This window comes from Bacteroidota bacterium (genome assembly GCA_030706745.1).
Lineage (GTDB): Bacteria > Bacteroidota > Ignavibacteria > Palsa-1295 > Palsa-1295 > PALSA-1295.
In genome coordinates this window covers 455,882-481,237 of sequence record JAUZNX010000002.1, presented here as the reverse complement: position 1 = coordinate 481,237, position 25,356 = coordinate 455,882, and the positions used below count along the sequence as shown (strand labels likewise).

Annotated in this window: 24 protein-coding genes and 1 tRNA gene; 14 read left to right on the top strand and 11 right to left on the bottom strand. The window is 54.4% G+C overall.

Annotated elements, in window-relative coordinates; translation table 11 throughout:
- The first annotated feature begins 144 nt into the window (after nt 1-144).
- Nucleotides 145-888, top strand: coding sequence for an alpha/beta hydrolase (locus Q8902_04620; protein ID MDP4198837.1), 744 nt, complete (start codon nt 145-147; stop codon nt 886-888).
- A gap of 413 nt (nt 889-1,301) precedes the next feature.
- Here Q8902_04620 and Q8902_04615 read toward each other — a convergent pair whose 3' ends face one another.
- Nucleotides 1,302-2,534: a T9SS type A sorting domain-containing protein gene (locus tag Q8902_04615; GenBank protein ID MDP4198836.1), complete on the bottom strand. Its 1,233-nt coding sequence runs from the start codon at nt 2,532-2,534 to the stop codon at nt 1,302-1,304.
- Between the two features lie 94 nt (nt 2,535-2,628).
- Nucleotides 2,629-3,171: a hypothetical protein gene (locus tag Q8902_04610; GenBank protein ID MDP4198835.1), complete on the bottom strand. Its 543-nt coding sequence runs from the start codon at nt 3,169-3,171 to the stop codon at nt 2,629-2,631.
- Between the two features lie 243 nt (nt 3,172-3,414).
- Between Q8902_04610 and Q8902_04605 the strand changes: the two genes are divergently transcribed.
- The 6 genes from Q8902_04605 to prfB all read left to right on the top strand — a co-directional run bounded on the left by Q8902_04605 (nt 3,415) and on the right by prfB (nt 8,973).
- Complete coding sequence (locus Q8902_04605; protein ID MDP4198834.1) at nt 3,415-4,278, top strand: hypothetical protein; 864 nt, start codon at nt 3,415-3,417, stop codon at nt 4,276-4,278.
- A gap of 63 nt (nt 4,279-4,341) precedes the next feature.
- Nucleotides 4,342-4,758, top strand: a complete 417-nt coding sequence (locus Q8902_04600) for a nuclear transport factor 2 family protein (GenBank protein MDP4198833.1) — start codon at nt 4,342-4,344, stop codon at nt 4,756-4,758.
- A 182-nt stretch (nt 4,759-4,940) separates the two neighbouring features.
- Nucleotides 4,941-5,426, top strand: coding sequence for a 50S ribosomal protein L15 (gene rplO / locus Q8902_04595; protein ID MDP4198832.1), 486 nt, complete (start codon nt 4,941-4,943; stop codon nt 5,424-5,426).
- A gap of 73 nt (nt 5,427-5,499) precedes the next feature.
- Nucleotides 5,500-6,831 (top strand): preprotein translocase subunit SecY, encoded by a 1,332-nt coding sequence (secY, locus tag Q8902_04590; protein ID MDP4198831.1) that lies wholly within the window; start codon nt 5,500-5,502, stop codon nt 6,829-6,831.
- A 167-nt stretch (nt 6,832-6,998) separates the two neighbouring features.
- Entirely contained in the window at nt 6,999-7,781 is a 783-nt protein-coding gene (map, locus tag Q8902_04585) for a type I methionyl aminopeptidase (protein ID MDP4198830.1), read from the top strand.
- Between the two features lie 36 nt (nt 7,782-7,817).
- A protein-coding gene (gene prfB, locus Q8902_04580; protein ID MDP4198829.1) for a peptide chain release factor 2 occupies nt 7,818-8,973 on the top strand; the annotation gives its coding sequence in 2 pieces (ribosomal slippage) (nt 7,818-7,889 and nt 7,891-8,973; 1,155 coding nt in all).
- A 2-nt stretch (nt 8,974-8,975) separates the two neighbouring features.
- On the opposite strand, the gene Q8902_04575 is transcribed toward prfB, so the two are convergent.
- Genes Q8902_04575 through Q8902_04565 form a run of 3 tightly spaced genes read right to left on the bottom strand, consistent with a single transcriptional unit; the run spans nt 8,976 to nt 12,376 of the window.
- On the bottom strand, nt 8,976-10,037 hold the full coding sequence (locus Q8902_04575; protein MDP4198828.1) for a hypothetical protein: 1,062 nt from the start codon (nt 10,035-10,037) through the stop codon (nt 8,976-8,978).
- A 12-nt stretch (nt 10,038-10,049) separates the two neighbouring features.
- Nucleotides 10,050-11,927, bottom strand: a complete 1,878-nt coding sequence (locus Q8902_04570; GenBank protein MDP4198827.1) for a hypothetical protein — start codon at nt 11,925-11,927, stop codon at nt 10,050-10,052.
- 20 nt (nt 11,928-11,947) lie between these two features.
- The gene (locus tag Q8902_04565; protein ID MDP4198826.1) at nt 11,948-12,376 is read right to left on the bottom strand and encodes a hypothetical protein; all 429 of its coding nucleotides are present in this window, start codon (nt 12,374-12,376) and stop codon (nt 11,948-11,950) included.
- Nucleotides 12,377-12,664: 288 nt separating this feature from the next.
- Here Q8902_04565 and Q8902_04560 point away from each other — a divergent pair, with 288 nt between their 5' ends.
- Nucleotides 12,665-13,270 (top strand): TlpA disulfide reductase family protein, encoded by a 606-nt coding sequence (locus tag Q8902_04560; GenBank protein MDP4198825.1) that lies wholly within the window; start codon nt 12,665-12,667, stop codon nt 13,268-13,270.
- Nucleotides 13,271-13,280: 10 nt separating this feature from the next.
- Here the strand turns inward: Q8902_04560 and Q8902_04555 are convergent, their stop codons facing one another.
- Nucleotides 13,281-15,287 carry a hypothetical protein gene (locus Q8902_04555; GenBank protein ID MDP4198824.1) on the bottom strand — a complete coding sequence of 669 codons (2,007 nt, stop codon included), beginning with the start codon at nt 15,285-15,287 and terminating at the stop codon, nt 13,281-13,283.
- Nucleotides 15,284-16,165, bottom strand: a complete 882-nt coding sequence (locus Q8902_04550) for a hypothetical protein (GenBank protein MDP4198823.1) — start codon at nt 16,163-16,165, stop codon at nt 15,284-15,286. The genes Q8902_04555 and Q8902_04550 overlap by 4 nt, the downstream gene beginning before the upstream one ends.
- A 121-nt stretch (nt 16,166-16,286) precedes the next feature.
- Between Q8902_04550 and Q8902_04545 the strand changes: the two genes are divergently transcribed.
- A tRNA-Leu gene (locus tag Q8902_04545) sits at nt 16,287-16,369 on the top strand.
- Between the two features lie 102 nt (nt 16,370-16,471).
- Here the strand turns inward: Q8902_04545 and Q8902_04540 are convergent.
- Both Q8902_04540 and Q8902_04535 read right to left on the bottom strand, forming a co-directional pair.
- Nucleotides 16,472-16,849 (bottom strand): molybdenum cofactor biosynthesis protein MoaE, encoded by a 378-nt coding sequence (locus Q8902_04540; protein MDP4198822.1) that lies wholly within the window; start codon nt 16,847-16,849, stop codon nt 16,472-16,474.
- A 53-nt stretch (nt 16,850-16,902) separates the two neighbouring features.
- Nucleotides 16,903-17,148, bottom strand: a complete 246-nt coding sequence (locus Q8902_04535; GenBank protein MDP4198821.1) for a MoaD/ThiS family protein — start codon at nt 17,146-17,148, stop codon at nt 16,903-16,905.
- Between the two features lie 105 nt (nt 17,149-17,253).
- On the opposite strand from Q8902_04535, the gene moaA reads away from it, so the two are divergent.
- The 5 genes from moaA (at nt 17,254) to Q8902_04510 (ending at nt 22,602) form a co-directional block, all read left to right on the top strand.
- Nucleotides 17,254-18,276 carry a GTP 3',8-cyclase MoaA gene (gene moaA, locus Q8902_04530; GenBank protein ID MDP4198820.1) on the top strand — a complete coding sequence of 341 codons (1,023 nt, stop codon included), beginning with the start codon at nt 17,254-17,256 and terminating at the stop codon, nt 18,274-18,276.
- Between the two features lie 10 nt (nt 18,277-18,286).
- Entirely contained in the window at nt 18,287-19,231 is a 945-nt protein-coding gene (moaCB, locus tag Q8902_04525; GenBank protein MDP4198819.1) for a bifunctional molybdenum cofactor biosynthesis protein MoaC/MoaB, read from the top strand.
- Entirely contained in the window at nt 19,228-20,448 is a 1,221-nt protein-coding gene (locus tag Q8902_04520) for a molybdopterin molybdotransferase MoeA (GenBank protein MDP4198818.1), read from the top strand. The genes moaCB and Q8902_04520 overlap by 4 nt, the downstream gene beginning before the upstream one ends.
- A gap of 6 nt (nt 20,449-20,454) precedes the next feature.
- Entirely contained in the window at nt 20,455-21,210 is a 756-nt protein-coding gene (locus Q8902_04515; protein ID MDP4198817.1) for a sulfite exporter TauE/SafE family protein, read from the top strand.
- Nucleotides 21,211-21,414: 204 nt separating this feature from the next.
- Nucleotides 21,415-22,602, top strand: coding sequence for a glycosyltransferase family 4 protein (locus tag Q8902_04510; GenBank protein ID MDP4198816.1), 1,188 nt, complete (start codon nt 21,415-21,417; stop codon nt 22,600-22,602).
- Here Q8902_04510 and Q8902_04505 read toward each other — a convergent pair.
- Together Q8902_04505 and Q8902_04500 are read right to left on the bottom strand one after the other, a co-directional pair.
- Nucleotides 22,599-23,774, bottom strand: coding sequence for a glycosyltransferase family 9 protein (locus Q8902_04505; GenBank protein ID MDP4198815.1), 1,176 nt, complete (start codon nt 23,772-23,774; stop codon nt 22,599-22,601). The genes Q8902_04510 and Q8902_04505 overlap by 4 nt on opposite strands.
- A complete protein-coding gene (locus Q8902_04500; protein MDP4198814.1) occupies nt 23,761-25,278 on the bottom strand; it encodes a hypothetical protein in 1,518 nt (505 codons plus the stop codon). Before Q8902_04500 ends, Q8902_04505 begins: the two co-directional genes overlap by 14 nt.
- Between the last annotated feature and the right edge of the window lie 78 nt (nt 25,279-25,356).

Genomic DNA, 25,356 nt, shown 5'->3' with positions numbered 1-25,356 from the left:
CGGCAGGAATCGCATGGCCGCAAACAATGCTACAAGAATCGGTTAGTGTAAACAATCCATCTTATTTGAATTTGTTACACCCGTCTTGAGCGTTAGCCTCACAGATAGAAGACTAACAAACATGCAAAAGGTAACAAGATCGTGATGGCGGAAGCTCGGAAAATTCAAATCGTCCTCATTCCGGGTCTTGGTGGAGATCATCGGATGGCATATCCCCAGAAGGATCTCCCGTTCGATCTTATCACGCCGGACCTGATCGAGATGAAGCCAGCCGAAACCCTTCCGGAATATGCGCGACGGTTCGGCGAACATCTCATTGGCGGACGGCTGATTGATAACACACAGCCACTCTTCCTCGCCGGATACTCATTCGGTTCAGCAATCGCACTTGAGTTGGCACCGACATTTCAGCCGAACGGAGTGATCTTGATCGGAGGACTGGTGAGCGGAGGCGAACTTCGTCCGATCGTTCGATACTTTGGTTTGCACTTCGTTCGCCATATTCCACTTATCGCATTCACACTTGCAACTCCTGTCATCAGAAAGTTTATGCGACGCAATTCGGAAGTCCCCGAGCGAGATCTCGATAGTTGTATGGTGATGTATAAAGATTTCTCACGCAATCTATTTCGTGCAGCGTATCACGCAGTCGCGCACTGGCGCCTCGAACGCTCGGACATTCCTTCATCTCGTCCATTCACAATTCCCATTCTCCGAATTCACGGTGAGTGCGATCAAATCATAACTTGTCCAACGGCAAATTCGAATGATAATGAGGATCTGCTGATTATCTTGGGAGCAAAGCATCTCATCAACTTCGCTCGGCGTGAAGCTGTCAATAGGGCAATCGAGAATTTCATTGACAGAACAATGCAGGACACGGCTTAGAACATTTCGAGTGTTACGCCAGCCATGGTACGCAAGGCCTCCGGTGATTTTCCACATGATCAATTGGCGGTGCTACGCGATAATAAAGGGTGCCAATCACTTCATCATAGTTTGTCCCACACAATGTAGATAAATTCGTTGATAAAGCCAATATTGCCAACAGGTCGGTGTGTAAACGAATGCTAATAAGTGCATAACTTCGCTCAATCCCTTAATCCCTTCAATTTCAGTGTCTTTCGCGGGTTCCCAGAAGTTGCCGAGTTTGGCCTTCTGCGAAATGATTTGTAGGATATGACTATAAATATCGGTGGACAACTTGGGCAAAATCCCAATTGTGGCTCACCTTAATTCAGAAACTAAAATAGCACTCAGCCCACCACTGGAAGGGCAAACCATACTCGATGGGACTAAACTTACTTGATAAACCTGATCCGAATCGGTTCGGAAGAAGCTCCATCCTGCTGGATTCGGACGATATATTCGCCCGATGGGACAGCAAATCCGGAGAGAAGTACACGGTTACTTCCAACCGAAAGCTCACCGACCTCGACCGTTGCCTTTTCAACTCCGCCGATGTCATAAACATGCGCTTCGGCAGGGCCGCTACGGTCGGTCATGATCTCGAGGTTTAGCTTTGATGTCGCCAGCAATGGATTTGGCCACGCATTGACAACAACGATCCCAGCGCGAGGCTCCGCATCGCCATCGGGGATACCAAGTGTCGGGTTTACGATCATCGAGAAGCGGTACGTACCCGAATCCGCTATACTTGCTCCGCTTGGATGAACGTGGACAAGGAAGACTGCTGAGTCTGTCTTAGAAAAGGATGGCGGGACGGTAGCCCAGAGCAATATGTCTTGAGATGCGTTGAGATCTCCTGCGCCGGCAAAAGGAAAGGAAATGGTCGTCGTGTCGCTTGCACAATTATCGCCATTGATACAAATCTTCGAGCTCCAGCCAAGTGGCAGGATCTGTTGTGTCGAAACATTAATAGTATTTGGCGAACAACTGAGATTCTGTATATTCGCACGCATGGGATGTTTGCCAGAGCCCTGAAATGACTGCGAAAAGTTCACTGCTGTCATTTGGAAGCTTAACGAATCCTGTGGAACGTAGGTAATATAAAATGGAAGTTGGATCGTATCAGCTCGATCGCCGGTCAGGGCGGTGAGGGTCAAATAGATAATCGGGTTAACCGGAATTGGACTGTATCCAGGATTGATATCGAGAGTGAGCAGCATTGTCGTGTCCGAAGGGAATACGTACCAGGCGCTATCGGTACCGGGAGAATAACAATTTTCCCCAAAACAGACACTCGATGTCCATCCACATGGCAAGGACTGCATCCGATTGAATTTGATCGTGTCCGCCGTGATATTCGTATTGCGGATCAGTCCCAAAAACTTGGTGGGAGATCCATCGCTCACATCGATCGTGTCGGATGTCGTAATCGTAACCGTAAACGTCGGCGAGTCGCCGGCGGGCCGGACACTGCGTTTCGGATAGAGTTGCTCAGTGGAGGCGTCCTGAGACGAAGCGGAAAGTGCTTGCGCGTGCGCAGTAGCCATTGTGCCAAGCATGAGGCTTAGCAAAATGCCGAACGTAGCGAAGCAGAGTGAAACTCGGCGACGGGGCTTGCCTTGCATAACTCTTAAAAATCTCCCATCGCACCGTGCGATGGGAGATCTAAAAGTTGTCGCCCGTCAAATTGGTTCGCTAAAATTAGCAGACGCTCATTCTTCAGTGCTTTGCGAGCCCCCTGCCGTATGCCTGATAGAAGTCCGAAATATCGGCGAAGGAATTGAACGGTCGTTCTTCGTAGTAGGAGTATTCGAGTTCGGATTGATTGACAAATTCCGGATCGAGCACCCGCAACAGCGTTGCTGTGGAGCGATAGACTTTCCAATGCTCTGCGGTCAGTACGGCGCGCGGTTCCTGGAAGGATACGACCCAGTCGGCACCCAACGATCTCGCATATTTTTCGAGTGCTGGGGCAATATCCTCCGCATACTCGAATTGCAGCATTACCCGCCCAAGAACGACGGCACTTTTCGGCATGATCGAGTCCGGCAACGGTTCATGATAAAAGAGCTCCATGGTATCATTGACTGCCGGTAAATTAAATGGTGTATATCGGTCGACGATCACGGAATCGCGTCCGCTTGCCTTCAACACTTGACGAACCGCGTGTTCCGGTTTCGATTGAAAATACTGCGCATTGCCTGTTCCTGCTCCCACAGCGATCAATGCCACCACCACTATTACCCACTTTACTTGTTTCATATCCCTTTCGGTCCCTTCTTCCTTCCGGCGATGAGATGCGGATGAAGTACGTCTCATCGTGTGTCGCCGAATGTCCCCTTACGTAGCCACTCGAGAATAGGGACAAGATATGGGCCAGACCTATGCAATCGTGATTTCATCGATTACTATGATTGACCAACAGAAATGAGCAGCAGTCAGGTCAATTCCCGATCCCTCGGGATTCATAGCCCGCCGCATTCTCTTTCATGCGTGGAGGCTCTCATGAGTAGCAAATCAACATTCGTCCTCGTTGCCGTGCTCGCGCTCTGTGCGTGCTCGCAGAGCGTGTCCGTGATGCAAACGCCGCAAGTGTTGCGGCCAGTATCTGCAACAATCGACTTTGGCACCGTACCGCTCTGGCGAGAGGCAGATACAGCCTACGCGCTCCATCTCAATCGTCTCGATTCGATCACATCGGTTGCGTTGTCTGATTCGGATTTCACGCTATTGAACTCACCGCTCTCTATCCGCAAGCAGGATTCGACTGTCTCGCTTAACATCCGGTATCAGCCTCAATCGATCGCAAACCACGCGGGAAGCCTGCTGCTCCTCGCGGGGAATGACACGGTGGCGATGGTTTCTCTCACGGGTGGGACGTCGCCATTTGAGCGGCATGTGGGGGATTCGTATGTGTTTGCGGACACTGGAGGGAGATTGGACAGTGTATGGGTTTCGGCCCTTCCCTTGACCTTGATGGGTGGATTTGACGTAAGAGGCGAGGAGGGTGGGGACTGGATCGTCGGGGATTGTGGACCGTGTCGCTACACCATGCGTCTGCCATTTATATCACGAATACCATACTCGGAGGGCAAAGCAGTAGATACCCCCTACTTGCATTGTTCCGAGAACTTTGAGCAGTTCATTTCGGACACCACAACCTTCATTCTGAATGAAGCAGTATTGTCGACCGAGATGGTGTCAACCTATGACAGTTATGATTTCAGAAATCGCTTCGGCGGGTCGGGTAGCGGCGAATTTGCAACATACGTCGAGTATGCTCCAGCAATCGCTTTCGTAGTCAGATGGATAGCGGAAGGGCCGTGCCCCGTCAACTATCGCCTCATCCGCTTTCACCTGCGTCGCTAACCCGGAATTCTCATCCCCCGCTCGAAGTTAGTTGCTGGCGTCTATCACTTTCGTTATTAACCAATGTCTCCAATGCTAACCCTCTCGCAGCAATTCGCAACCCTGATCGACCAGACTCGTTTCGACGAGGCGGCTGAACTTTTGGCCGAGGAATGCCAGTACCACTACTGGGAAGGAAATTACTCGGGCCGAAAGAACATCGCGAACATCTACCGACACCTATATGAGTTTACGAAGAAGATGTTCGATGAAGCAATTCCGTCATCCGAGATTGAACCGCTGGATGGCTCATCGTGTAGAGTCCATTTCAAAGACCAGGTACGGATTGGCGAGCTATGGCATGAGAGCCGATTCGATCAGGTGCTCCGGTTCGAGGACGGACTGATCGTTGACATCCGTGAAGTCCAGATTCCTGGTGAAGCCGAGGCCATGCAGGAATTCTTTAAGGAAGCCAACTCGCCGTTCGCTACAACGGCCTAGCCACCCCCTGCCCCCGCCTTGAAAAGGCGGGGGTTCTTCATCTAAGCCCGGAACAAACCCCCTTCTCTGCTGTTATCAGCCTCTCCTCAGGTGAAATCCTGCGGAAAAATGCGAGCGGAGAACGAAAACTCCGCGAAAAGCATGAGCGATCATGCGTATTTAGTCACAAATAAACGACGACAATGGGAATCAGTAATCCTCGCCCCGCAGTGGGTGCGAACAAGAATCGTAAGCGCGTAGGCCGTGGCGAAGGCTCCGGACACGGCAAGACCTCTACTCGCGGCTCCAATGGCGCCGGTTCGCGCTCAGGTAATAAGTACCGCGCCGGCTTCGAAGGCGGACAAATGCCTCTGGCGCGCCGCCTGCCGAAATTCGGCTTCCACTCTCCATTCCGCACGGAATACCAGATCCTGAATGTCGATGCGCTCGAGATGTGCATCGCAAATGGCCGTCTGCCGCAGGGCCAGACGATCACTCCAGATACTCTCTGGGAAGCAGGACTGATTAATCGTCAGGGCATGCCGGTCAAGATCCTCGGCAATGGAGAGCTTTCCCAAAAGCTCAATGTCCAGGCGCACAAAATCTCGAAGAGCGCCATTGAGAAGATCGAGAAAGCCGGCGGCACGGCCGAACAACTTCTCGCAACGTCAGTAAAGAGTAACGCGTAACGAGTAACGAGTGACGTGTGGATGAGGCGAGGTCCTACGCTCGTTACTCATTCCTCGTTACTCATCCACTACTATGAGCAGGTTAACAGATAGTTTCCGCAATATTTTCAAGATCGAGGAGCTGAAGGACCGAATCCTCTTCACGATCTTCTGCCTGATGGCAGTTCGTCTTGGCGCGCATATCACGCTGCCGGGCGTCGATTTCCACGCACTCGATAAGGCTACATCATCGAGCAACTCGCTCTTCGGGTTGTACGATCTGTTTGTGGGCGGCGCGTTCAAGAACGCTGCAATCTTCGGTTTGGGCATTATGCCCTACATCTCGTCCTCAATCATTATTCAGCTTTTGGGAGCGGTTGTCCCGTACTTCCAGAAACTGCAAAAAGAAGGCGAAGATGGCCGCAAGAAGATCACGCAGCTCACGCGCTTGGGCACGGTGCTCGTTTCGATCGGTCAGGCATCCGGTATGGCAGTCTATCTGTCGAAGCAGTCGGGTGTTGTTGCAGCCGGCATCAATCCGTTCTTCTTTACCATCACGACGGTCATCTGCCTGACGGCGGGATGTATGTTGATGATGTGGATCGGCGAACAGATTACTGAGCGCGGCATTGGCAATGGAATCTCGCTCATCATTTTCATCGGCATTGTCGCTCGATTCCCGAACGCGATCCTGACGGAAGTACAGATGGTCGCGACGAACCAGCACAACATCATCGTCGAGTTGGTGCTCTGGGCCTTCTTCATTGCAATCGTGACGTTCGTCGTACTAATGACCCAAGGGATTCGCAAGATTCCGGTGCAATACGCAAAGCGGGTAATCGGACGCAAGGTCTATGGCGGCGTAACGCAACATATCCCAATGCGCATTAACACCGCCGGTGTTATGCCGATTATCTTTGCGCAGTCCATTCTGTTTATTCCGACGACCGTCGCCCAGTTCTTTCCGAACACAAGCTTTGGCGATTTCCTGAATAACTTCTTCAGCTATCGCTCCATGGGCTATTCGATTGTCTTCGCGATCATGATCGTCTTCTTCACGTATTTCTATACGGCCATCGCGTTCAATCCACGCGACGTGGCAGATACGATGAAGAAGCAAGGCGGATTCATCCCAGGCGTGCGTCCTGGCAAGCATACATCGGATTACATCGATAACATCCTTACGCACATCACGCTTCCGGGTGCGATCTTCCTTGCGATCGTGGCCATCCTGCCGGCATTCGTAAGCTATCTTGGCGTAACGAGTGATTTCGCGCAGTTCTTTGGCGGCACGAGCTTGCTCATCATGGTCGGCGTTGCACTCGATACGCTTCAGCAGGTAGAATCGCACCTCACGATGCGTAACTATGAAGGCCTGATGAAGGCTGGGAAGATCAAGGGACGCGTAGGCGTGGGTGGATACTAGAACCACGATTTCGCGGATTCAGGGGGATTACGCGGACGATTATTTGGATTTCTTTCGCGTAATCCTTCAAGATTCTAACGTTTCTGAATCTACCACAACGGCCTTTACTAAATCCAATAAATCGTCCGCGTAATCCCCCTGAATCCGCGCAATCCAGGTTCAATCCAGTGTTCCGTCACGCCACTCGCCTGATCAAGAATGAGAACGAGATCGCCAAGATGCGAGACTCGTCACATATCGTTGCGGAATGCCTGAATCACATTGAGAAGCTGATTCGTCCCGGCATTACCACATTCGAATTGGAGCTTGCCGCCGATGACTTTATCCGCCTGCAAGGCGGAGTACCTGCATTCAAAGGCTACAAAGTTGGTCGGCAGACATTCCCGTATGCTGCTTGCGTTTCTGTCAATGATGCCGTCGTGCATGGATTTCCCACCAAGCATCCCCTCAAAGAAGGTGATATTGTCTCCTTCGATGTCGGCGTCGAAAAAGATGGCTGGTTCGGTGATGGCGCATGGACTTTTGCCGTCGGTGTAATCAAACCCGAAGTGCAAAAGCTGATGGATGTCACCCGCGAGTCCCTCATGCTTGGTGTCGCGATGGCCCGCACAGGCGGAAGACTTTTCGATATTGCGCAGGCCGTGCAGGATTATTGCGAAGCGCATGGCTACGGCGTCGTCCGTGAGTTGGTAGGCCATGGCATTGGGCGGCATCTGCACGAAGACCCACAAGTTCCGAATTACGTCCCCAAAGCCAGCGAAGGCTTCCCGAATTTAGAGCTCGCCGAGGGCATGACGCTTGCCATCGAGCCGATGATCAACATGGGCACAGCCCGCGTGAAGACCGGCAAGGACAAGTGGACGGTGCTGACCGCCGATGGCAAGCCCAGCGCGCACTTTGAACACACAGTGGTGGTACGCAGGGGCGGCGGAGAGATACTGACGAAGTAAGCACTTTAGCCGAAGGCGCTGTGTTGTTTGCCCCTCATGACAACAGAAATCACACCTACCCATATCGCCGAATTGCGGGGCCGCCTGGCGGAGCTCGGCGACTCTCTTTGACCTCGCTAAAAAGCAGAAGCGAATCGATGCCCTCGAAGTAGAATCCGGCTCCACGGAATTTTGGTCCGATCCCAAGCGCGCCCAGCGGACCATGCAGGAGCTATCCCGCCTTAAGAAAGAACGCGACGACTACGAAAAGCTGAAAGCCCGCGTGGCCGATGCGGATGAACTCGCGCAGATGGCCCGCGAGGATGAATCCATGGCAGAGCAGGTTGCCCAGGAATTCCAGCAACTCAGCGATGATTTCACCGCGCAGGAAATCGCGCTGATGCTCAGCAAGCCGGACGATCACAAGGACGCGATCATCACCATCAACGCCGGCCAGGGCGGCACTGAAGCCTGCGACTGGGCGGAGATGCTCGAGCGGATGTACACGCGCTGGGCCGAGCGGCAAGGCTATAAAGTCCGCATGCTTGACGAGTTAGCTGGCGAAACCGCTGGCATCAAGAGTGCAACCCTCCAGATCGAGGGCGAGAATGCGTTCGGTTATCTCAAGACGGAAAACGGCGTGCATCGTCTTGTCCGCATTTCGCCGTATGATGCGAACGCCCGGCGTCACACGAGCTTCGCAAGCGTCTATGCTTATCCGGTGATCGAGGAGGACAACACAGAAATAGTCCTCAATCCATCGCTGCTCCAGCGCGATACCTACCGCGCAGGTGGCAAGGGTGGGCAGAACGTCAATAAAGTAGAGACAGCTGTGCGGCTGACATACAAGTACACCGATACCGAAGGCAATCCACATACGGTCATCGCCGCTTGTCAGGAAGAGCGCTCACAGCTACAGAACGGCGAGCGGGCGATGAAGATGCTGAAGTCACGTATCGCTGCGATCATCCGCGAGTTGGAAGAAGCTCGCCTGACAGCAATTGAAGGGACAAAGAAGAAGATTACCTGGGGCTCGCAGATTCGCTCCTATGTCTTCCAGCCCTACACCATGGTCAAAGATCACCGGACGAAAGTCGCGAAGACCGACGTGCAAGCCGTCATGGATGGCGACATCACGGAGTTTATGAAGTCGTACCTCCTATTTGAGGCCGGCAAGCTGAAGGTGACGGAGACGGCGGACGAGGAACTATAATCTTATTGCAGAATCGCCACGTAATTGGCTGTCGCACCATTGACCGACGTGAATTCCCCGCCGATAGCGATGTGGCCGCTCGAGATGGCAATTGTGTGAATGAGGCCCTGATTGCCAAAGCCACCAGCAGTTGTTGCGACCTGTGACCACGACGTGCCATCGTACTTTAGGAGCTTGCCGGGTTGCGCGACATAGACCACGCCAGTTTGATCCATTGCAATGGCGGTCGCCTTTACAGTGCCAGTCAGCATACCGACGCTCGACCATTGCGAGCCATTCCAATGTGCGATGCCGTAGCTACTAAGAACTGTTGATCCGATCTGACCGAAATCACCGGCGGCAAAGACATCGGTCCCCCGCGCGACGATTTGAACGCCGGGACCATCTGGCGAGGATGTCCCGAACGCTCCGCCCTGCTTCGCCCAATTGTGGCTATCGGACACCCAAAGATATGGATTGGTCTCGTTGTATCCCATCACAGCATAGAGGCGGCCACCGGACGCTATCATAGATAGAAACGGATTCACTGCATATATTGTGGATGCCGTCCAGACTTTTCCATCGTACTGTTCGATCGTGCCGACGCCATTGTACGCATTCAGAATGCCATCGTCGAAAGTCAAAGCACGAGGATAGTTGCTGCCTCCAAAGGTGAACACCGAATTGTCCATGTGATGCCACTGCGAACCATCCCACCGGGCAATCATACTTAGATTCTCGCTTCCGATCGTCGAGCCGAACTGGCCCGCCACATAGAGGTTCGTGCTGTCGGTTGTTAACGCATCAATCGAGGATCTGGTGAACACCGGTAGCGGCGAACCGACGTTCGCCCACTTGGCGCCATCCCACATGCCGACACCTCGAATCCAAACCCCGCCAATCGAATCAAAATCGCCAGCGACAAAAAGCGTGTTGCCAACGTAAATCGCTTGGCGCACCACCCCGTTTGCTCCGTTTGCAGCCGGTTGCGTGCTACCGCCAGTCGATGTGGAATCGCTCTTGCAAGAAGCAAGCTGAAAAACAGCAGCTATTGCGATTATTGCGCGGAATATTGATAGATTCATAGACTATACGGGTTACTTCACATACTTCCTGCCCTCTTTTTTCAGCCACGCCAGCGCGCCGTATTTCTTCATCCAAAGTCCTGACCAGACTTGCTGGTAGTTGTATGCTTCTTCGGGTGAGAAATACTCGACGAAGCTTGGATTGTAGCGATGGGGCATCCTGTGTTTGTCCTGGTTCATCTCACGCCAAACAAGTGGCCGGCTCTCGACCGCATTCTTCAGCGCCGCCTCCGCATCGTTGGCCTTGATCGCAAAGCCAATGAGCGCTCGGCCAAACAGATTGTGTGCGCTAATCGGATCGCCGGCCTCATTGATGAGGCGTAAGGCATCTGGATACTCGTTATCGCTAATCGCAAGCTCGATCGCCTTCTGCCGCACGCCCATGTTGTCGGCAGGATTGAACTGCAGGTAATCGGCAGCGTAGGCTTTGGCCGTTGCATGATCGCTCGATTCTGCAAGATCGAGAATCATGTAGGCATAAGCTGTAAGAAGTGGTTTGTTGCCAGACCAATCCGACGTAATTCGACCCTTGCCAACAAGATCGTCTGCCCAGAATTTCTGCAGATCGAAAATTGCCGGCTCCAGCACTTCAACAGCTTTGTCGAAATGTTCCTTTTGTCCGTAATATCGCGCGAGTGCAATTGCCGCATTCGCATGGCCCGGCCACTCCGTGAGTAGCTTGTGAATTGCTACGATGCGCGCGGCGACCTTCATATCTTGACGGTACAGCTCCGTATGGGCCTCCTCCAACTCTTTACCGCGCTCGGTCAAGTCATAGACATAGGTGTTCGGCGTGACTTCGAGAAAGCGCACGAACTCATCACTGCCTATGACTTGCGCCTTGCGGATTAACTCAGCTTGCTCTTTGGCTCGCTCCTCCGGACTCTGCTGTTTTTGCTCGTCAACAATAATGTTACCTTGAGCATCGGCACGAAGCCCTGACCGTGTCAGTCCGATATATCGCTGCGGCCGTGTCCCGGCGCGTGCGGCCATGGCGGCTTCGGTGCGGAGCCAATCGATGGCGCCGGCAACCGATTGCCACGACGATCCGAACACTTCATAATATCCGAAAAGGACCTGCAGCTCGCTGACGGCCTCGCCCGGCTTGGGCATGGGCGTGCCGCCTTTCCACTCACGGGTGAGTGCCTCGGCAACCTGCGGCCAGTGCCGCAAAGCTGTATGGAGGGCGCCAGTTGCGTTCTCATGCTGGCCGAGAGCGAAGTAAGCCAACGCACGACCGTACAGAACGTACGGGGAAAGCGACTCGGTTACCGATTCCAATGCAACGATCGCCGCCATCGCGTTGCCACGACGGATCTCGAGCGATACGATGGAGGATAGCAAATGCTCCGGATCGGCCGGTTCAATTTCTCGCGTCAGAAGCGCAACACTTAGCGCCTCATCCAACTTGCCGGCTCGTTCGAGCGCAAATTCGTAATTGGCCAGCAGTTGCACGAACAATTGGGAGCCAGTCGTCCCGGGAAGGACCTGACTCTCGGTAGCGATTCCGCTTGCCGTAAAACCGCGTGCCCAATCCGCGAGCGCGCGCTCGCAAATGTCCACGGCCGGGCCGGTTGCATTATCCTCGATCGCCTGATTGATCGCGTTCTCGACAATCCCGGGATGCGACGGCCACTTGGACTCCACCTCGCCCAAAAGCGCCTGGACATCGCGGTCCTCGATCCCTTCGGACTCCGCAAGCTTGGATGCCTGATCGTAAGTGTGATTTACCGCTTCACCTTCCGAGGTCAATGCAATTCCAAATCGCTTCGTCGAACCCGTGCCCTCAGGCCCGCTGGATATCGCGAGAAACGATTGAATGCCGCTGCTTCCGTGCGATGGGCGGTCTTTACCAAAGGAGAGAATCGTCTGAAATGCTGTGGAGGCCATGGGTTCAACCAAGTTCGTCATTAGTTTGCGGGAGTGGATTGTTTGCTGGCATCCTCAAATCCCGTTGCGATCGCATGATCGTAGGTGTCAAGTAACTCGTGCTTAAAGGCGCGCGGCGCGAGATCGCGGACATAATAGCCATCGCGGTAGCCAAGCCCGTAAAGCTGCTGGCCCCAGCGGTAGTATCCTTCCTCGATCTGATTGTATGCAATGTTGTGATGCGCGTAGGCCTGCCCATCTTGTGCCAGTCTCGTCGGATCGAGTGCGCCGCCGACCGATTCACGGATGACATACGCGTCCTTCGTATCGAGCGAGCTCTGATCCGGAAAGCCGTGATACGGCTGCTGTGTACTGCCACACGAGCAGAGCAGCAGCAATAGGGGTACAAAGGAGAGTGCGGAAAAAGAGATCGTGAGTGATCGCGAACGGCGATTCGGACGACAAGGCATGACTGATCGGTTCTGGTTGGTTTTGAAGATGGTCTGAATGGTGACCGAGTGACAGATTTCTCATACACACGGCACCTGCGAACAAAGCCAAAAGGCCTAAAGTGCGTTCTGGGCCGCTCCAGCAGCAGACAGCCAATCACACCCGTGGCGGGCCAGCGATTCTCAGTCAATCCCCGTCCGCCTGGCACGAGTCCCTGTGGAATTATCTCTTCCGTTCCTATATTATACCGATTGTCACGGTTGTTGCCAGCGATGGCGCTCGGCATATTTCATTTTTGAACTTCTTTTATGGCATCTCGACGCTCAGCACTCTTTGTTCCTATCGTGGTCGGCCTGGCGCTTGCCGCCTCCTTCGCGGTCTACAAACTCAGCTCCTCGCAAGACCTGCTGCCGGATTCCGCCCGAGCGGCAACACGAGACGCCGCGACACGAGACGCCGCCGAGACCATGGATACTGCCGCGCAGGCCCCGAGGCCCGCACCTGACTTCGAACTGAAAGATCTTGATGGAAACGTCCATCATCTTTCCGATTATCGCGGAAAAGTTGTCGTGCTCAACTTTTGGGCAACCTGGTGCCCGCCGTGCCGCAAGGAGATTCCCGATTTCATCGAACTCCAAAAGCAGCTCGCGCCCCAGGGCGTCCAGTTCCTCGGCATCGCGCTCGATGATGAAGGACTTCCGAAGGTCAAGCCGTGGGTCGCCTCGCATGGGTTCTCCTATCCCATTTTGCTGCCGGACGCCGCCGGGAAGGTCGTCGCAAGCTACGGCGAAATGAGTTCTATCCCGGTCACCTACTTTATCGACCGCAAGGGCGTCATTCGCTCCACCTTTATTGGCATGAGGCAGAGGCCTGTCATCGAAAAGGAGCTCGCGCCACTCGTCGCTGAAAAATAAGCCAGCAGAGTTAGAAAGCCAGATCGAGCTGGCAGGTAATGTCTCCGGAAGAGCGGCCCGCATACGATGCGAGGCCGCTCCCCAGTATACGGACTCCATCGTACAGCGTCTCCCCTGCTTCCACAGATATGTCAATGGACCGCCACGTAGTCAACGTTGACCGTCCGGAAATCCGGTAACCCCGACCATCCAGGAGTAGGACGCCTCCAGTACCGGGTGTCCTCGTTTCGTAGATGTATAAAGCGGAAGCATACGAGTCCGTCCCGAACCGCGCGGCGCTCAGTGCGAGTTTGAATTTTCCGCTCAGTGAGTGCATCACAACTTCAGCGCGACCAAGCCAGCCGCTCTCAGCATGTGTGGAATTGCCTGACGCCACGGGACTCACTACTCCAACATGCTCGTATCGTGCCGTTAAGGTAATGGCCGCCGTTGCTGCGTAGGCGGCCTCGAATCGGATATTCGTCGCACTGCCAGAGGACGTTGCAAGCCTGGATAGATCAGAATCGAGAACTGTCGAGGAAACTGCTGAACGGTTAACACGCCGAACGATGAAAGCGGCATCGAACCTACTCGTTGGCAATCTCAAATATGCCGCGCATTGATAATCGCTTCGACGCCGCCCAAAAATGTCCGAGACCGGCAATAGTGCGGATGAAATCTCAGCATACGATGAGACTCGAAGCAGACCGGGGATGATCGCAAACTCGATGCCAGTATACAAAACATCGGCATTTGAAAGCGCTAACGTGCTTGTGCCAGAGATCTCGCCAAACGGTGAGACACTTCCGTACGGCAGATGATAGTACAGCACAGAGATCGCCGTTGTAGTTGATGGCTGAAGAATGCCGGATGCCGAAAGCAGAAGTGCCTTGCTCGTATCATTGGCTGTAAGTGCTGCTTCGATATGGCTTGACCAGGTCTTCGCGACAGCCAGAATGTCTGAGCCGAGTGCATCGACGGCGCGACCAACAAAGGGAATGCTCGGGGTTCCATTATAGGGATGGTCATATCGCGCATCGAATGCAGTGAGCCCCGCGGAAATATAGAATGCCTCGGTATCGGTGGTGGACACACTTGCACGAATGCCGCTCAACTGTAGCGATGAAGTGTTCTTAAGAGCGAGTTCGTCTATCGTGCGGTGGTTTGTGCTTGTATAAATGGTTTGAATTGTATCACTCGATACACGTGAATCAATTTGCCGATTCGATCCGAAGAGAAGAAGACGAGTCGTCATCGATCCAGGCGATCCAATCGCAAATTGTGCGGCAGCACCACGGAGGGCATGACTCGGATCGGTGCCGAGGGTTCCGCGAACACCAAACGCTCGCGGTTCCGCCGAGGAGGCTGCTGCGCTGCTCCTGCTTCCGCTGGCACCACCACCAAAGAGAAGGCCGGTGCCAAAGGCAAGAGCATAATCCCCCGCCACGAGCCGCTCCACCCGAATTGAATTGGAGATTGGAATGGCTTGGCGGAGTTCAGCGAAGCCACCAAGCCGGTCCGTGAACTTGGGCTCCCATGCTTTCTTGCGCTGCATGAGGGCGGCATTCACGGCGCTTGTACGAATGCCGGCCCGCGTATAGAAATCATCAGGCGAGCCGAGATACACACCACTTTGAAATCCTTGCTCAGATTCTGGTGCGATCGAACTCTCTGCACGTGATCGGAGAGAGCAATGCATGACCGAGTCCGATGCAGACTGCGGTATACTATACTTCGCGTTCGCTCTTTGTCGTCGCAGGGCTTTTGGCCAAGTCATATCAGGCTCGTTATGGATTGCCTGAATTCCGCTACCGGACGTTGGCGGATCGTCGAGATATTCTAAGATTTCTTCGGGATCGAACTCGGATCCACCGGGCTGACCGAGGATTTGAGCGGCCTCCGCCGCCGTCTGCCCGCTATCGCGCGCTTCGGGGAGGAGTTTCGATTGTGCGCAGACTTGCCACGCCGGTAACGAAATAAGCGCGAAGAAAAAACAACCGGTTGAGATCTTCGAAGATCTCCTGGAGAACCAAGTCACTGTCCGCAGATGATACCGAAGCCAAATGTGCTTCCAAGATCGGGATGCCGCATGATTGCGAAATCGAATTGCATGGAGGAATAGTGTAACCCAATACCGCCACCAATGACACCGGTCGCGGTCTCGGTTCCGATCCGGAATGTAAGATATCGGTTGAGGAGATATTCGATACCCGCCAGGACCGAAGTGGTTTCTCCTTCCGGCGACTTCACGGCCACATGGAGCGTGAGTTCTTCGCTCGAATGATATGTCAGTGCGAGATAGCCTGTCCGCGGTTGAGTTTCGACATCCTGATTCTTGTACAAGCTCACGAGATGCGACACCACTGCCGCACCTCGAAGATCGGGTGTAATATCGAACGTCGCTCCGGCGTCGGCGGAAAGCTCGGAAATCGGAAGGTAATTCTGGCCAAAGCTCAAGTCTGAATATCGCAGTCGCAGACCCGCACTGGCCCTGCGTGCAGCCCTGGATTCATTTTCGGAAGTTCCGGTGTCTCGTGCGCCAATAGGGAACATATGAGAGAGGGTCAGCCCAACTTGCTGCCGGGCAAAGACATCCTGATACTGAAACCGAGAGAAGTCTGCGGCAATGGCATCGCGGGCGACCGGCATCCATCGTCCACTGGCCATGGCGGTCCAGCTGCGTTCAAGATTGTTCGGCGCGGGTAGGAAACCGGCTGCGCATCGGGAATCGGTGTCGGTAGAGCTGGCAGGGTTCAGATCAGTGGGGTCGGTCGCATCGGCGATATTGCTCCCGGCGAGTGCGAGGGCGCGTGGTGCCATCGGTGCATCGGGCGCAAAGACCTGGGAATAGGCATTCCGCGCATCGGTCAGGATGAGGAGCGCGATGCAGCTACCGAAGATCATTGCCGATCTCATGGGAGAACCGATCTCATGGAAGAAGGGAAAGACAAAAGATGTCGTGGCAACGTTAGAGGGCCGATCATGGTTGCTGTGCGGCTCTGCGTTTACCAGTCGGAGCGCGCAGTAGCGCCGTGCCGCCCTCGTGGCGTAATGGTAGCCGCAACAGACTTAAAATCTGTTGGTCGCAAGGCCGTCCCGGTTCGAGTCCGGGCGAGGGCACGGTTGGGAAAATATGAAATATGAAGTATGAAATATGAATCGGCGCCCCTTCGTCATTCGTCATTCGTCATTCGTCATTCATCATTCGTCGTTCATCCTTCGTCATTGCAGTCGCGGGTGTTTCCAGATGGGCACGCGTCGTTTGAGTTGGTCGATGCACTCGATGTTGGCGCGGTAGGCCTCGTTGCGGTGGGTGGCTGCGGTGCGCACGTACACTGCGGCCTGGTGCTTGGGCACAAATCCGACGCGATGAATGCAGACCAATTCCAGGAGGTCGTATTTTTCCATGAGTTCGATAGCGATTCGATGCAATTCCGCAATGGCCATGTCCCGAAATGCTTCGTATTCGATCCCCTCAATTCTGATGGCGTCCTCGGAATCGCGTACGACTCCGGAAAACTCGACCACCGCGCCGGCTTGGGTTACCGTGCTCGGCGGTTCGATCGCCCGCTCGACGACATCAATATAGGGTTTGGTCATCACGCTTCAATTCTCTGATAGATAGTTGTTCTTGCGCAAAGCCGGGACTCCGCTCATCCGCCTTGCATGGGTGGAATGATGGAAATGACTTCGCCGGCGGCCAGCGCTCTCTTCATCGTGGCGTAGCTGGTGCCGACGGCATAGAGGCAGGCGCCTCGAATATCGGCGAGGGCCGGGACTTCCCGAAACAAGACATCGAGCGCATCGGCGAGGGTCGAACCTTCGGGCACGGCGATTTGCCGCGCGGGCTGTCCGGCGATATCTCTGGAAATGGAGTAAAAATGAACGTCGATGGTCACGGGTGTGGTCTGCTACTGGAATCGTCTCTGCTGGAAACTCCAAAATCTTCATTCTAAATTCTCAATTATTCATTCCTGGGCCATGTTGGTCATTTTGCTCGACCTATGCTTATCGACCAATACGGCCGCGTCCACGACTATTTGCGAATTGCCATCACCGACAGATGCAATTTTCGTTGCACGTATTGCATGCCGGAGGAGGGCCTTCCACTGGGTCCACATGCAGAATTACTCACGCTTTCGGAAATAGCATCTCTTGCAGAGATCTTCGTTCAGATCGGCGTGCGAAAGATCCGAATCACCGGCGGCGAACCACTTGTTCGACACGGCGTCAATACGCTGTTTGAGCAGCTTGCACGCATTGAGGGATCGCCGGAGCTAGCGCTTTCAACGAATGGGATGTTGCTCGAAGAGCACCTGCCAATGCTTTGGAGTCATGGCGTTCATCAGTTGAATATCAGTCTCGATACGCTTCGCGCCGAGCGATTTCATACCATCACCGGCCGCGATTCGAGCGAGGAAGTTCAGCAAGCGATCCACGCCGCAGTCAAGTTTCGCTCGAATGGACGCAGTTTTCGTTCGGTGAAATTGAACATGGTCGTTATGCGCGGAATCAATGATGACGAACTGCTTGACTTTGTCCGGTTTGGTAAAGAGTTGGCGGACCTGAGTGCGGGTGGACCAGCGCTCGAAGTACGATTTATCGAGTATATGCCGTTTCCCGGCAATGCCTGGGTCGAGGCTCAATGTGTTCCGTGGAGCGAAATGCTTTCGCAGATTCAAAGCGAGTATGTACTCGAAGCAGCAGCGCCGGCACCGGGCAGGTCAGGACCAGCACGATCATTCGATGTTCGATCTGCCGGGTTTCGTATTGGATTTATCACAACCGTTTCTGATCCATCATGTGCCGAGTGCGGCCGGCTTCGGCTGACTGCCGACGGAATGCTTCGCACGTGTTTGTTCGGTCAGGATGGACTCAATCTGCGCAAGATGCTGCAAAGTGGGGCGAATTCTGCAGCGATTGCCTCGGCGGTCAATGCAGCATTGCAGAGTAAATGGTTGGAGCATCCATCGGCGCAAGAACTCGTTCAGTTGAACACACGCGAAATGATTTCCATTGGAGGCTGAGAGACTCACAATGATTGACACGTCCCATAAGTCCCCCACGCTCCGAACTGCACGCGCTTCGGCACTCGTGACGATGCACCCTGATACCATCTTGACAATCCGTGATGGCCGCGTCCCGAAGGGCGATCCGCTCATGGTCGCACGCGTCGCCGCAACGCAAGCGGCAAAGAATACCCAACTCATTATCCCATACTGCCACCCACTGCCCCTGGATTATGTCGGTATCGAGTTCACGGTGCTTGAGGATTCGATTCAAGTGCAGGCAGAAGTAAAAGCCGTCTGGAAAACCGGCGTCGAGATGGAAGCGATGACGGCTGTCATGGTCGCAGCACTCACGCTCTACGACATGCTCAAAATGATCGACGAAGATCTGGCGATTCACAATGTCCGATTGGATTTTAAGTCGGGCGGTAAGTCGGATTTCAAGGAGCAGTTCAGCCCCCCATTGCGGGCCGCAGTTCTCGTTCTTTCCGATACCGTTTCCGCCGGATCGAAGCGGGATACCGCCGGCGAGGCGATTGCGGGCAGCCTCCGCTCGAAAGGCATCCATGTTGAAGATATTACAGTATTGCCGGATGAGACCTTATCGATCGCCCAGAAGCTCCGCTCGTATGCAGACGGCCTAGGGTTAGACATTGTGCTCACAACAGGCGGCACGGGCCTTGGGCCACGCGATGTGACGCCAGAGGCGACGCGACAGATCATTGACCGCGAAATCCCCGGTCTTGCCGAATTGATGCGCAGCTATGGCTCGGAGCGCACCCCCCATGCAGCTCTCTCGCGCGCGATAGTCGGGCAGCGGGGCCGCACGGTTATTGTGAATCTGCCCGGCTCCGAACGAGGTGCGATCGAATCACTTGCAGCTGTTCTGCCCGCCTTACTCCATGCATGTACCGTGATCCGTGGCGGAGATCACATTGAAGCAACATCCCGAAGCATCGCTGAAGCTCGATGATACCGTTAGAGGAAGCGCAGCGATTGCTCGCGGAGTGCGTGAAGCCCGGCCGGATCATCGATTTGCCACTGCTGGAATCGCTCGGGCTCGCACTCGCGAAAAGCGTCACGGCAAAATCAGACAGCCCTCGGTTCGATGTCTCGGCGGTGGATGGTTATGCCGTCTCTCTTGATGATTTTGCAGGCGGACTTCCGACGCTTCCTGTATCCGGAATTCTCGAGGCCGGAACAACGTCTCGCGAGGCTTTGAAGCATGGCCGCACGCTACGCATTTTTACCGGCGCCCCTGTACCACGGGGAGCACATGCGATTGTGATGCAGGAGGACGTTACTATTCAGGGTGATAAGGCCGTGTTTCACAAACACCCCGCACCCGGCCTCCATATTCGTCCGCGTGGAGGAGAATTGCATCGCGGTGAGAAGCTTTTCGAATCAGACACGATCATCACGCCCGCAGTTGCACAAACACTAGCCGCGTCCGGCTATGCGCGAGTCAAAGTCTATGCACGTCCAATTGTATCGATCATTACCACCGGCAATGAGTTGCGCACACCCGGTTCATCACTTCAGCACGGCGAGATCTGGGATTCGAACTCGATCGCGCTTCAAGGCGCCTTGCAGGCACTCGGCATTACCAGTATCCGCATGCACCATGTTGCCGATCATCTGGCAAGCACCACGCGGGCAATTCGTACGGCGCTCGAACGATCGGATATTGTAATCGTGAGCGGCGGCGTGTCCGTTGGCGAGCGGGATTATGTCAGAGAAGCTTGCACGTCGAATGGCGTGCGGGAAATCTTCTGGCGAGTGAGCATGAAACCCGGAAAGCCGATTTACTTCGGCACTGCGCGACGGGCCGGCAAAACCAAATATATCTTCGGACTTCCGGGCAATCCGGTTTCGGTGATGGTGACGTACCAACTTTTCGTACGACCTGCAATCCTCCAGATGATGGGGCACCATAATACGCATAGAAGTGTGCGTGGAATTCTTGCTACCCGGCTCACGAAATCCGATTCAAGACTGGAATTCGTACGGGCTTGTCGAGAATACACGACCGGCGAATTTCCGCGAATTGTTCTTCTCGAGAGTCGCGAGTCTCACATGACGACCAGCATGGCCAAAGCCGATTGCCTCGTCGTCTTCCCTGCCGCTCGTGATAGACTAGATGCTGGCAGCGAAGTCGATGTCATTCCAATTCAGTGGGGAACATACTGAAATCGCATGCCGAACCCGCAGCAACTCCTGCTCGTCCTGCCGCTCATCTTTCTTGTCGCCGTACTTTACTCGAGCGTGGGCCATGGCGGTGCCTCCGGGTATCTCGCCGTTATCTCGCTGATGGGATTCAGCGCGAGGCAATTTGTGCCGATCGTGCTTACACTCAATGTGCTTGTGGCTGGGATCGCCTTCCTCAATTACCGGCGACCCGGTGCATTCGAGATTCGAAAGCTCCTGCCGTTCGTCATTACCTCGATTCCAGCATCCTATATTGGTGGAATGTTGAGAGTCTCTCAACCAGTCTTCGAGATCATTCTTGGTGTTGCGCTCCTTGCGGCGGCGGGGCGGCTGGTCCTTCCAAAGAGTCCGAGTCATCGCTCATCGTTCATCGTTCAGCATTACTACCCCATCGCTCTCCCAATTGGTCTGATCCTCGGCTTCGTCTCGGGCATGATTGGAATCGGCGGAGGAATATTTTTGAGTCCAATCCTGCTATTCCTTGGTATCACTGACATCAAAGGCAGCGCGGCCATGGCCAGTGCATTCATTGTGCTCAATTCGCTGGCCGGACTCGCGGGGCATGCCAATACAATCTTCTCTCTCGGCGATGCGCTGTTTCTCTATTTCCTGCTCGCCGGACTTGCGGGCGCGCTGCTCGGCTCGTATTTCGGCGCAACCAAATCCCGCCCTCACACATTACAATATGCACTGGCCAGCGTGCTCGTGCTCGCGGGCCTGAAGCTGGTGGCAGGAGCGATCTAATAATGAAGTCCTAATTTCATCTTTGAGCCCGCAAGTTTGTCGAGCAACTGATTTGACCGAGTTGGATGGCATATTGCCTGAGATACTACGATGCTCCTTACTGCAGATTCGTGCCTTCATTAAAGATAGATTCCGGTGTTAAAACTCGCGGCTCGGAACGCACGCAACCACGCGTGAGTTTTTCCGCTAACCTGACTTCTTCCTATGCGACCTGTTTTACATGTGATCACCTCGGACGCACGAGGTGGCCTTGAACTGTACGTTTCTTCTTTGATCCGCGCGCAAGCGGCGAGTGGCCGAGACGTCGCAGCGTATGCGCTTCCTGGGTCCTTGATCCACCACGAATTACAGGCATCGGGCATCCGAATCTTCGATGCCATGCGGCAATCCCACTTTAGCCCTGCGGATATTAGCATGATCCGTCGTTTGGCTCGCAAGGAAGGCGCGCTGGTCCACTCACACACGCGATTCGACGTTTGGGCCGCGAGTTTTGCATTGTACGGCACGCGGATTCCGCACGTTCACTCGACCTACATGGTCCCGGCGCGCAAGCGTGATCCGCACCATTTCGCTATTTATTCTCGAGTCGATGCCATCATCTCATCGAGTCTCTCGGCGAACCGGCAACTTGCGCGATATCTTCCAGTCCCTTCGGATAGGCTACAAGTCGTACGATATGGCCGACATCTCGACCGCTTCGTTCGATCGGCGGCTAGCAGGGATGCGATGCGCGTGAAGCTCGGAATTGCCGATCATGAGGTTGCCTTCGGCATGATCGGTCGAATTGAACCCGCCAAAGGTGTACGGGAATTCGCCGAATCGCTCTCGTGTCTCAACCCCAAAGTGCGTGACCGCGTGAAGTACTTCATCATCGGCGCCCGCAACGAGACGAATTGCGAAGACTACAACGCTTCGCTCGTAGAATTTCAGCAGCGGCCAGGGATCCGCGAGCGCCTGACAATTCTTCCATGGACTACGGACCCTGTTCCCTATCTCAACGCACTCGATTGCTTGGTACTCGCAAGTTACAACGAAATGTATTCGCTCTCAGTCCTCGATGCAATGGCAATGTCGCTTCCTGTCATCGGAACGGACAGTGAAGGGACTCCGGAGCAAATCGGGGCAAACGAACGCGGATTGCTAGTCCACCCGCGCAGCCCGGAATCAATCGCAAACGCGGTGGAACGCTATGTACTCGATCCTTCACTAATGGTGATCCATGGCGAGGCAGGCTTCAAGTGGGTCCATCAAGAACACTCGATGGACCGCTCGCTCGATGCGTTGGATCGAGTGTATTCCTTGGCGATCGCGCGGCGGACACGTATTAAACCTGTCAGACTCACGCCAGATGGATTGCCCATCATCGAGCCAAAGAAAGTCGCGCTAAATTAGCGGGTGCTTTCTTGCATGACTTCGCCCAACGCGGTGAGAACCGGTTCGACAGGGATCGAAGCGGCTGTAGTGTGATCGGGTGCGAACACCATGCGCGAGATTGTACCGCGAATTGGATATTCCTTATGCTCGACATAGAGTCCGACGGTCGGTTTCCGGTAGGCGGCTGCGATATGGACGACCGATGTATCCGGCGAAAGCACGACCCTGGCTCCTTTGATCGCGACCAGCAAGTGATGGACCGAAGGCGTCAGCAAGTAGGCGATGCCCTCCGACTGATTGGATTTCAGAAATGATTGGACGGTACCGCTATGCAGGGGCGCGCTAGTCCAGAAGATATGCAGTTCGGGCCATCGCGACCGAATTTCCTGTGAGAGCTCGAGCGCATGTGGCAAGCCCCACTCTCGAAATGATTGGGCCGCATCCGTATTGATGATGACATATTCCTTCTTTCCTGCCCGGTTTGTTATCGCATCGATTTCTGGCGCAAAGCTTCGCTCGATACCGGGATCGGCAAAAATTGTTGGCAACGTATCTTCCTGGGTCAGTTCTAGTCCGAAGGCATCCTTCAGAATTGCGAGCCATTGGAGAACGATAGGTGTGTTTGCCGGACGCTGCCCAACAATAGAATACAGGCGCTCATACTTCTCCCGATGATCCCATACAGCCGTCACGGTAATCGCGTGCGGTGCGACGATGCGCGAATAAATTGCCGCGCGCGTTTTATCGTGGAAGGAAATATTCAGCACCATATCCCATTTCGCGGCACGTCGTGCTCGAAACAGGTCAGGGATAACATGCCATGTGAGCGCTTTCGAGAACACGAACACATCGTCGATGGCAGGATCGGCCTGGAGTAGCGTGCGGTTCCGGCGGCTGCCGACAACTCCGATTCGAATGTGCGGCGCATATTTTTTGAGAGCGTGCCAGACGGCCGAGGAGAGCACGGCATCGCCAAGCGCATCGTAGCGCAGAATAAGCACGCGGTTGACCTGATCGAGCGGAACCGGCCTCCTAACTTCTCTCGGGTGCAGAAGCACACCGAGCGGTGACGAGAGCAAGAATCGTATCCGACGCTCAATGGCACGTACAACACGGCGACCTCGCGAATCGAAAGTGGCTGAGGATCTTCGCCGCGCCCTGGCATCGGCGAGACGGCTAAAGAATGACATGCGGCGCGATTGTGGGAGAACTCAAGGGTACGGATATTCCATCTTTTGTAAAGACTCGGGGGACCGCGGAGCGCGCAATGAGACTCGATAGCGATTCCGAGCCCGTCGAGGCCTGATACAGTGGGTCGGCTTCAGGTTCAAGCCCATAGGTAGTAGCGGTCTGCGTCCAGGCACCATCCAATAACTTTTGTGCGGCTTGCCAGACGGTCTCAACCGGGATGGTCGGTACCGGCATCCCTCGCCGTTCAGGAGCAAGATTGATCGAAGGCACTTGCAGCGGAAGCCATTCCATCGGCAGGAATTCCGGGTCCGACCAGAGTACCAGCGTCGGCTTGCCTGAGAGGGTGCCGAAGTGGATGGCCGACGTATCTGGTGTCACGATGAGACGCGAATATTCTGAAACAAGCGAGAGCTCGAGCAAATCGTATGACGTAGGAAAGAAGCAGACTCGCGAAAGCCCAAGCCGCCGAATGTGTTCCTCTACCGCTGGACGTTGGACCGGCGATGCCGTGAAAAAGATTGCTCCGCGCTCATACCGCTCCGAGAATTTGCGAGCGAATTCAAATGCATTGTCGAGGCCCCACTCCCGCGATGGATTTCGCGCCTGCGGATTGAAATGGATATACCAGTCAGCATCCAACTGTGACAATTCCTTCGAGATCGCCCCCTGGATGCGGCCACGAATATGCTCGGGAATGGCAAGCCGCGGCGCGCTCTCCCACTGCTTGGCCGGAGTACCAAGTTCGACGGCCGCTCCAAGCATCTCCAGACCCAACTGCGAGAGGTGCATCGAATTCCGATCGTACGGAAGCAGATGATTATAGATGATACGATACAAATCGTTGCGGGCGTGCGAAGATGCAACCTTGAATCCCTTTGGCGAGATAAAATTGGAGATGAGTCCAAATTCCGACATGCGGTTCAGGTTCATATTGATCACCACATCAAATCCGTCGTGTCTCGCGCGCGCAATTTCCGGATAGTGGCGAACATCGTCCTTATTCCGAAAATGATAGGTATGCGTGATCGCAGGATCGGAATAGACGAGTCCTTTGCTGCGCTCCGATATGAGCGTACCGATCCGGCACGAGGGATTGCGCCGTCGGATCGCATGAAATAGAGGTAATGCCACGACCATATCTCCGATCGCGGGACCAATGGGCACGATAAAGATGCCACGGGCTTTCTCGATTGGAATCCGCTTCGTGATGGGTGGATTGTGAAATGTCCGTTCAAGAATCTTGTAAACAAGTCTGCGATTCACGCTCTCAATGCCACGCCGAATGCGGACGTTCAACGGGAGGTTCTCGGTATGCTTGTCAACTCCGCGCCGGGTACGTACGGTATACCGATCTATGTACCGTCTGTCACGTTCGGTTAGGATCCGTGGGCCGATCTCCATTTCGCTGGCGTTCGGCTCAGCTTCCTGGTCAACCGGCTTGATTTCAACCGATGCTTCTAATGGAGTGGATGGCTGACCTGATGAAACGCGAGGGTTGCTCATGGAACAGGATTACAAAAACACTGCGGCGATTCGATAAACTGGAAATGGATACCATCGTTCCAAATATTTGTCCTGGCT

Excerpts from the sequence above, each read along its gene's own strand:
- Q8902_04620 (MDP4198837.1), top strand. The coding sequence starts at position 145 with ATGGCGGAAGCTCGGAAAATTCAAATCGTCCTCATTCCGGGTCTTGGT.
- Q8902_04615 (MDP4198836.1), bottom strand. The coding sequence starts at position 2,534 with ATGCAAGGCAAGCCCCGTCGCCGAGTTTCACTCTGCTTCGCTACGTTC.
- Q8902_04610 (MDP4198835.1), bottom strand. The coding sequence starts at position 3,171 with ATGAAACAAGTAAAGTGGGTAATAGTGGTGGTGGCATTGATCGCTGTG.
- Q8902_04605 (MDP4198834.1), top strand. The coding sequence starts at position 3,415 with ATGAGTAGCAAATCAACATTCGTCCTCGTTGCCGTGCTCGCGCTCTGT.
- Q8902_04600 (MDP4198833.1), top strand. The coding sequence starts at position 4,342 with ATGTCTCCAATGCTAACCCTCTCGCAGCAATTCGCAACCCTGATCGAC.
- rplO (MDP4198832.1), top strand. The coding sequence starts at position 4,941 with ATGGGAATCAGTAATCCTCGCCCCGCAGTGGGTGCGAACAAGAATCGT.
- secY (MDP4198831.1), top strand. The coding sequence starts at position 5,500 with ATGAGCAGGTTAACAGATAGTTTCCGCAATATTTTCAAGATCGAGGAG.
- Q8902_04575 (MDP4198828.1), bottom strand. The coding sequence starts at position 10,037 with ATGAATCTATCAATATTCCGCGCAATAATCGCAATAGCTGCTGTTTTT.
- Q8902_04570 (MDP4198827.1), bottom strand. The coding sequence starts at position 11,927 with ATGGCCTCCACAGCATTTCAGACGATTCTCTCCTTTGGTAAAGACCGC.
- Q8902_04565 (MDP4198826.1), bottom strand. The coding sequence starts at position 12,376 with ATGCCTTGTCGTCCGAATCGCCGTTCGCGATCACTCACGATCTCTTTT.
- Q8902_04560 (MDP4198825.1), top strand. The coding sequence starts at position 12,665 with ATGGCATCTCGACGCTCAGCACTCTTTGTTCCTATCGTGGTCGGCCTG.
- Q8902_04550 (MDP4198823.1), bottom strand. The coding sequence starts at position 16,165 with ATGAGATCGGCAATGATCTTCGGTAGCTGCATCGCGCTCCTCATCCTG.
- Q8902_04540 (MDP4198822.1), bottom strand. The coding sequence starts at position 16,849 with ATGACCAAACCCTATATTGATGTCGTCGAGCGGGCGATCGAACCGCCG.
- moaA (MDP4198820.1), top strand. The coding sequence starts at position 17,254 with ATGCTTATCGACCAATACGGCCGCGTCCACGACTATTTGCGAATTGCC.
- moaCB (MDP4198819.1), top strand. The coding sequence starts at position 18,287 with ATGATTGACACGTCCCATAAGTCCCCCACGCTCCGAACTGCACGCGCT.
- Q8902_04520 (MDP4198818.1), top strand. The coding sequence starts at position 19,228 with ATGATACCGTTAGAGGAAGCGCAGCGATTGCTCGCGGAGTGCGTGAAG.
- Q8902_04515 (MDP4198817.1), top strand. The coding sequence starts at position 20,455 with ATGCCGAACCCGCAGCAACTCCTGCTCGTCCTGCCGCTCATCTTTCTT.
- Q8902_04510 (MDP4198816.1), top strand. The coding sequence starts at position 21,415 with ATGCGACCTGTTTTACATGTGATCACCTCGGACGCACGAGGTGGCCTT.
- Q8902_04505 (MDP4198815.1), bottom strand. The coding sequence starts at position 23,774 with ATGTCATTCTTTAGCCGTCTCGCCGATGCCAGGGCGCGGCGAAGATCC.
- Q8902_04500 (MDP4198814.1), bottom strand. The coding sequence starts at position 25,278 with ATGAGCAACCCTCGCGTTTCATCAGGTCAGCCATCCACTCCATTAGAA.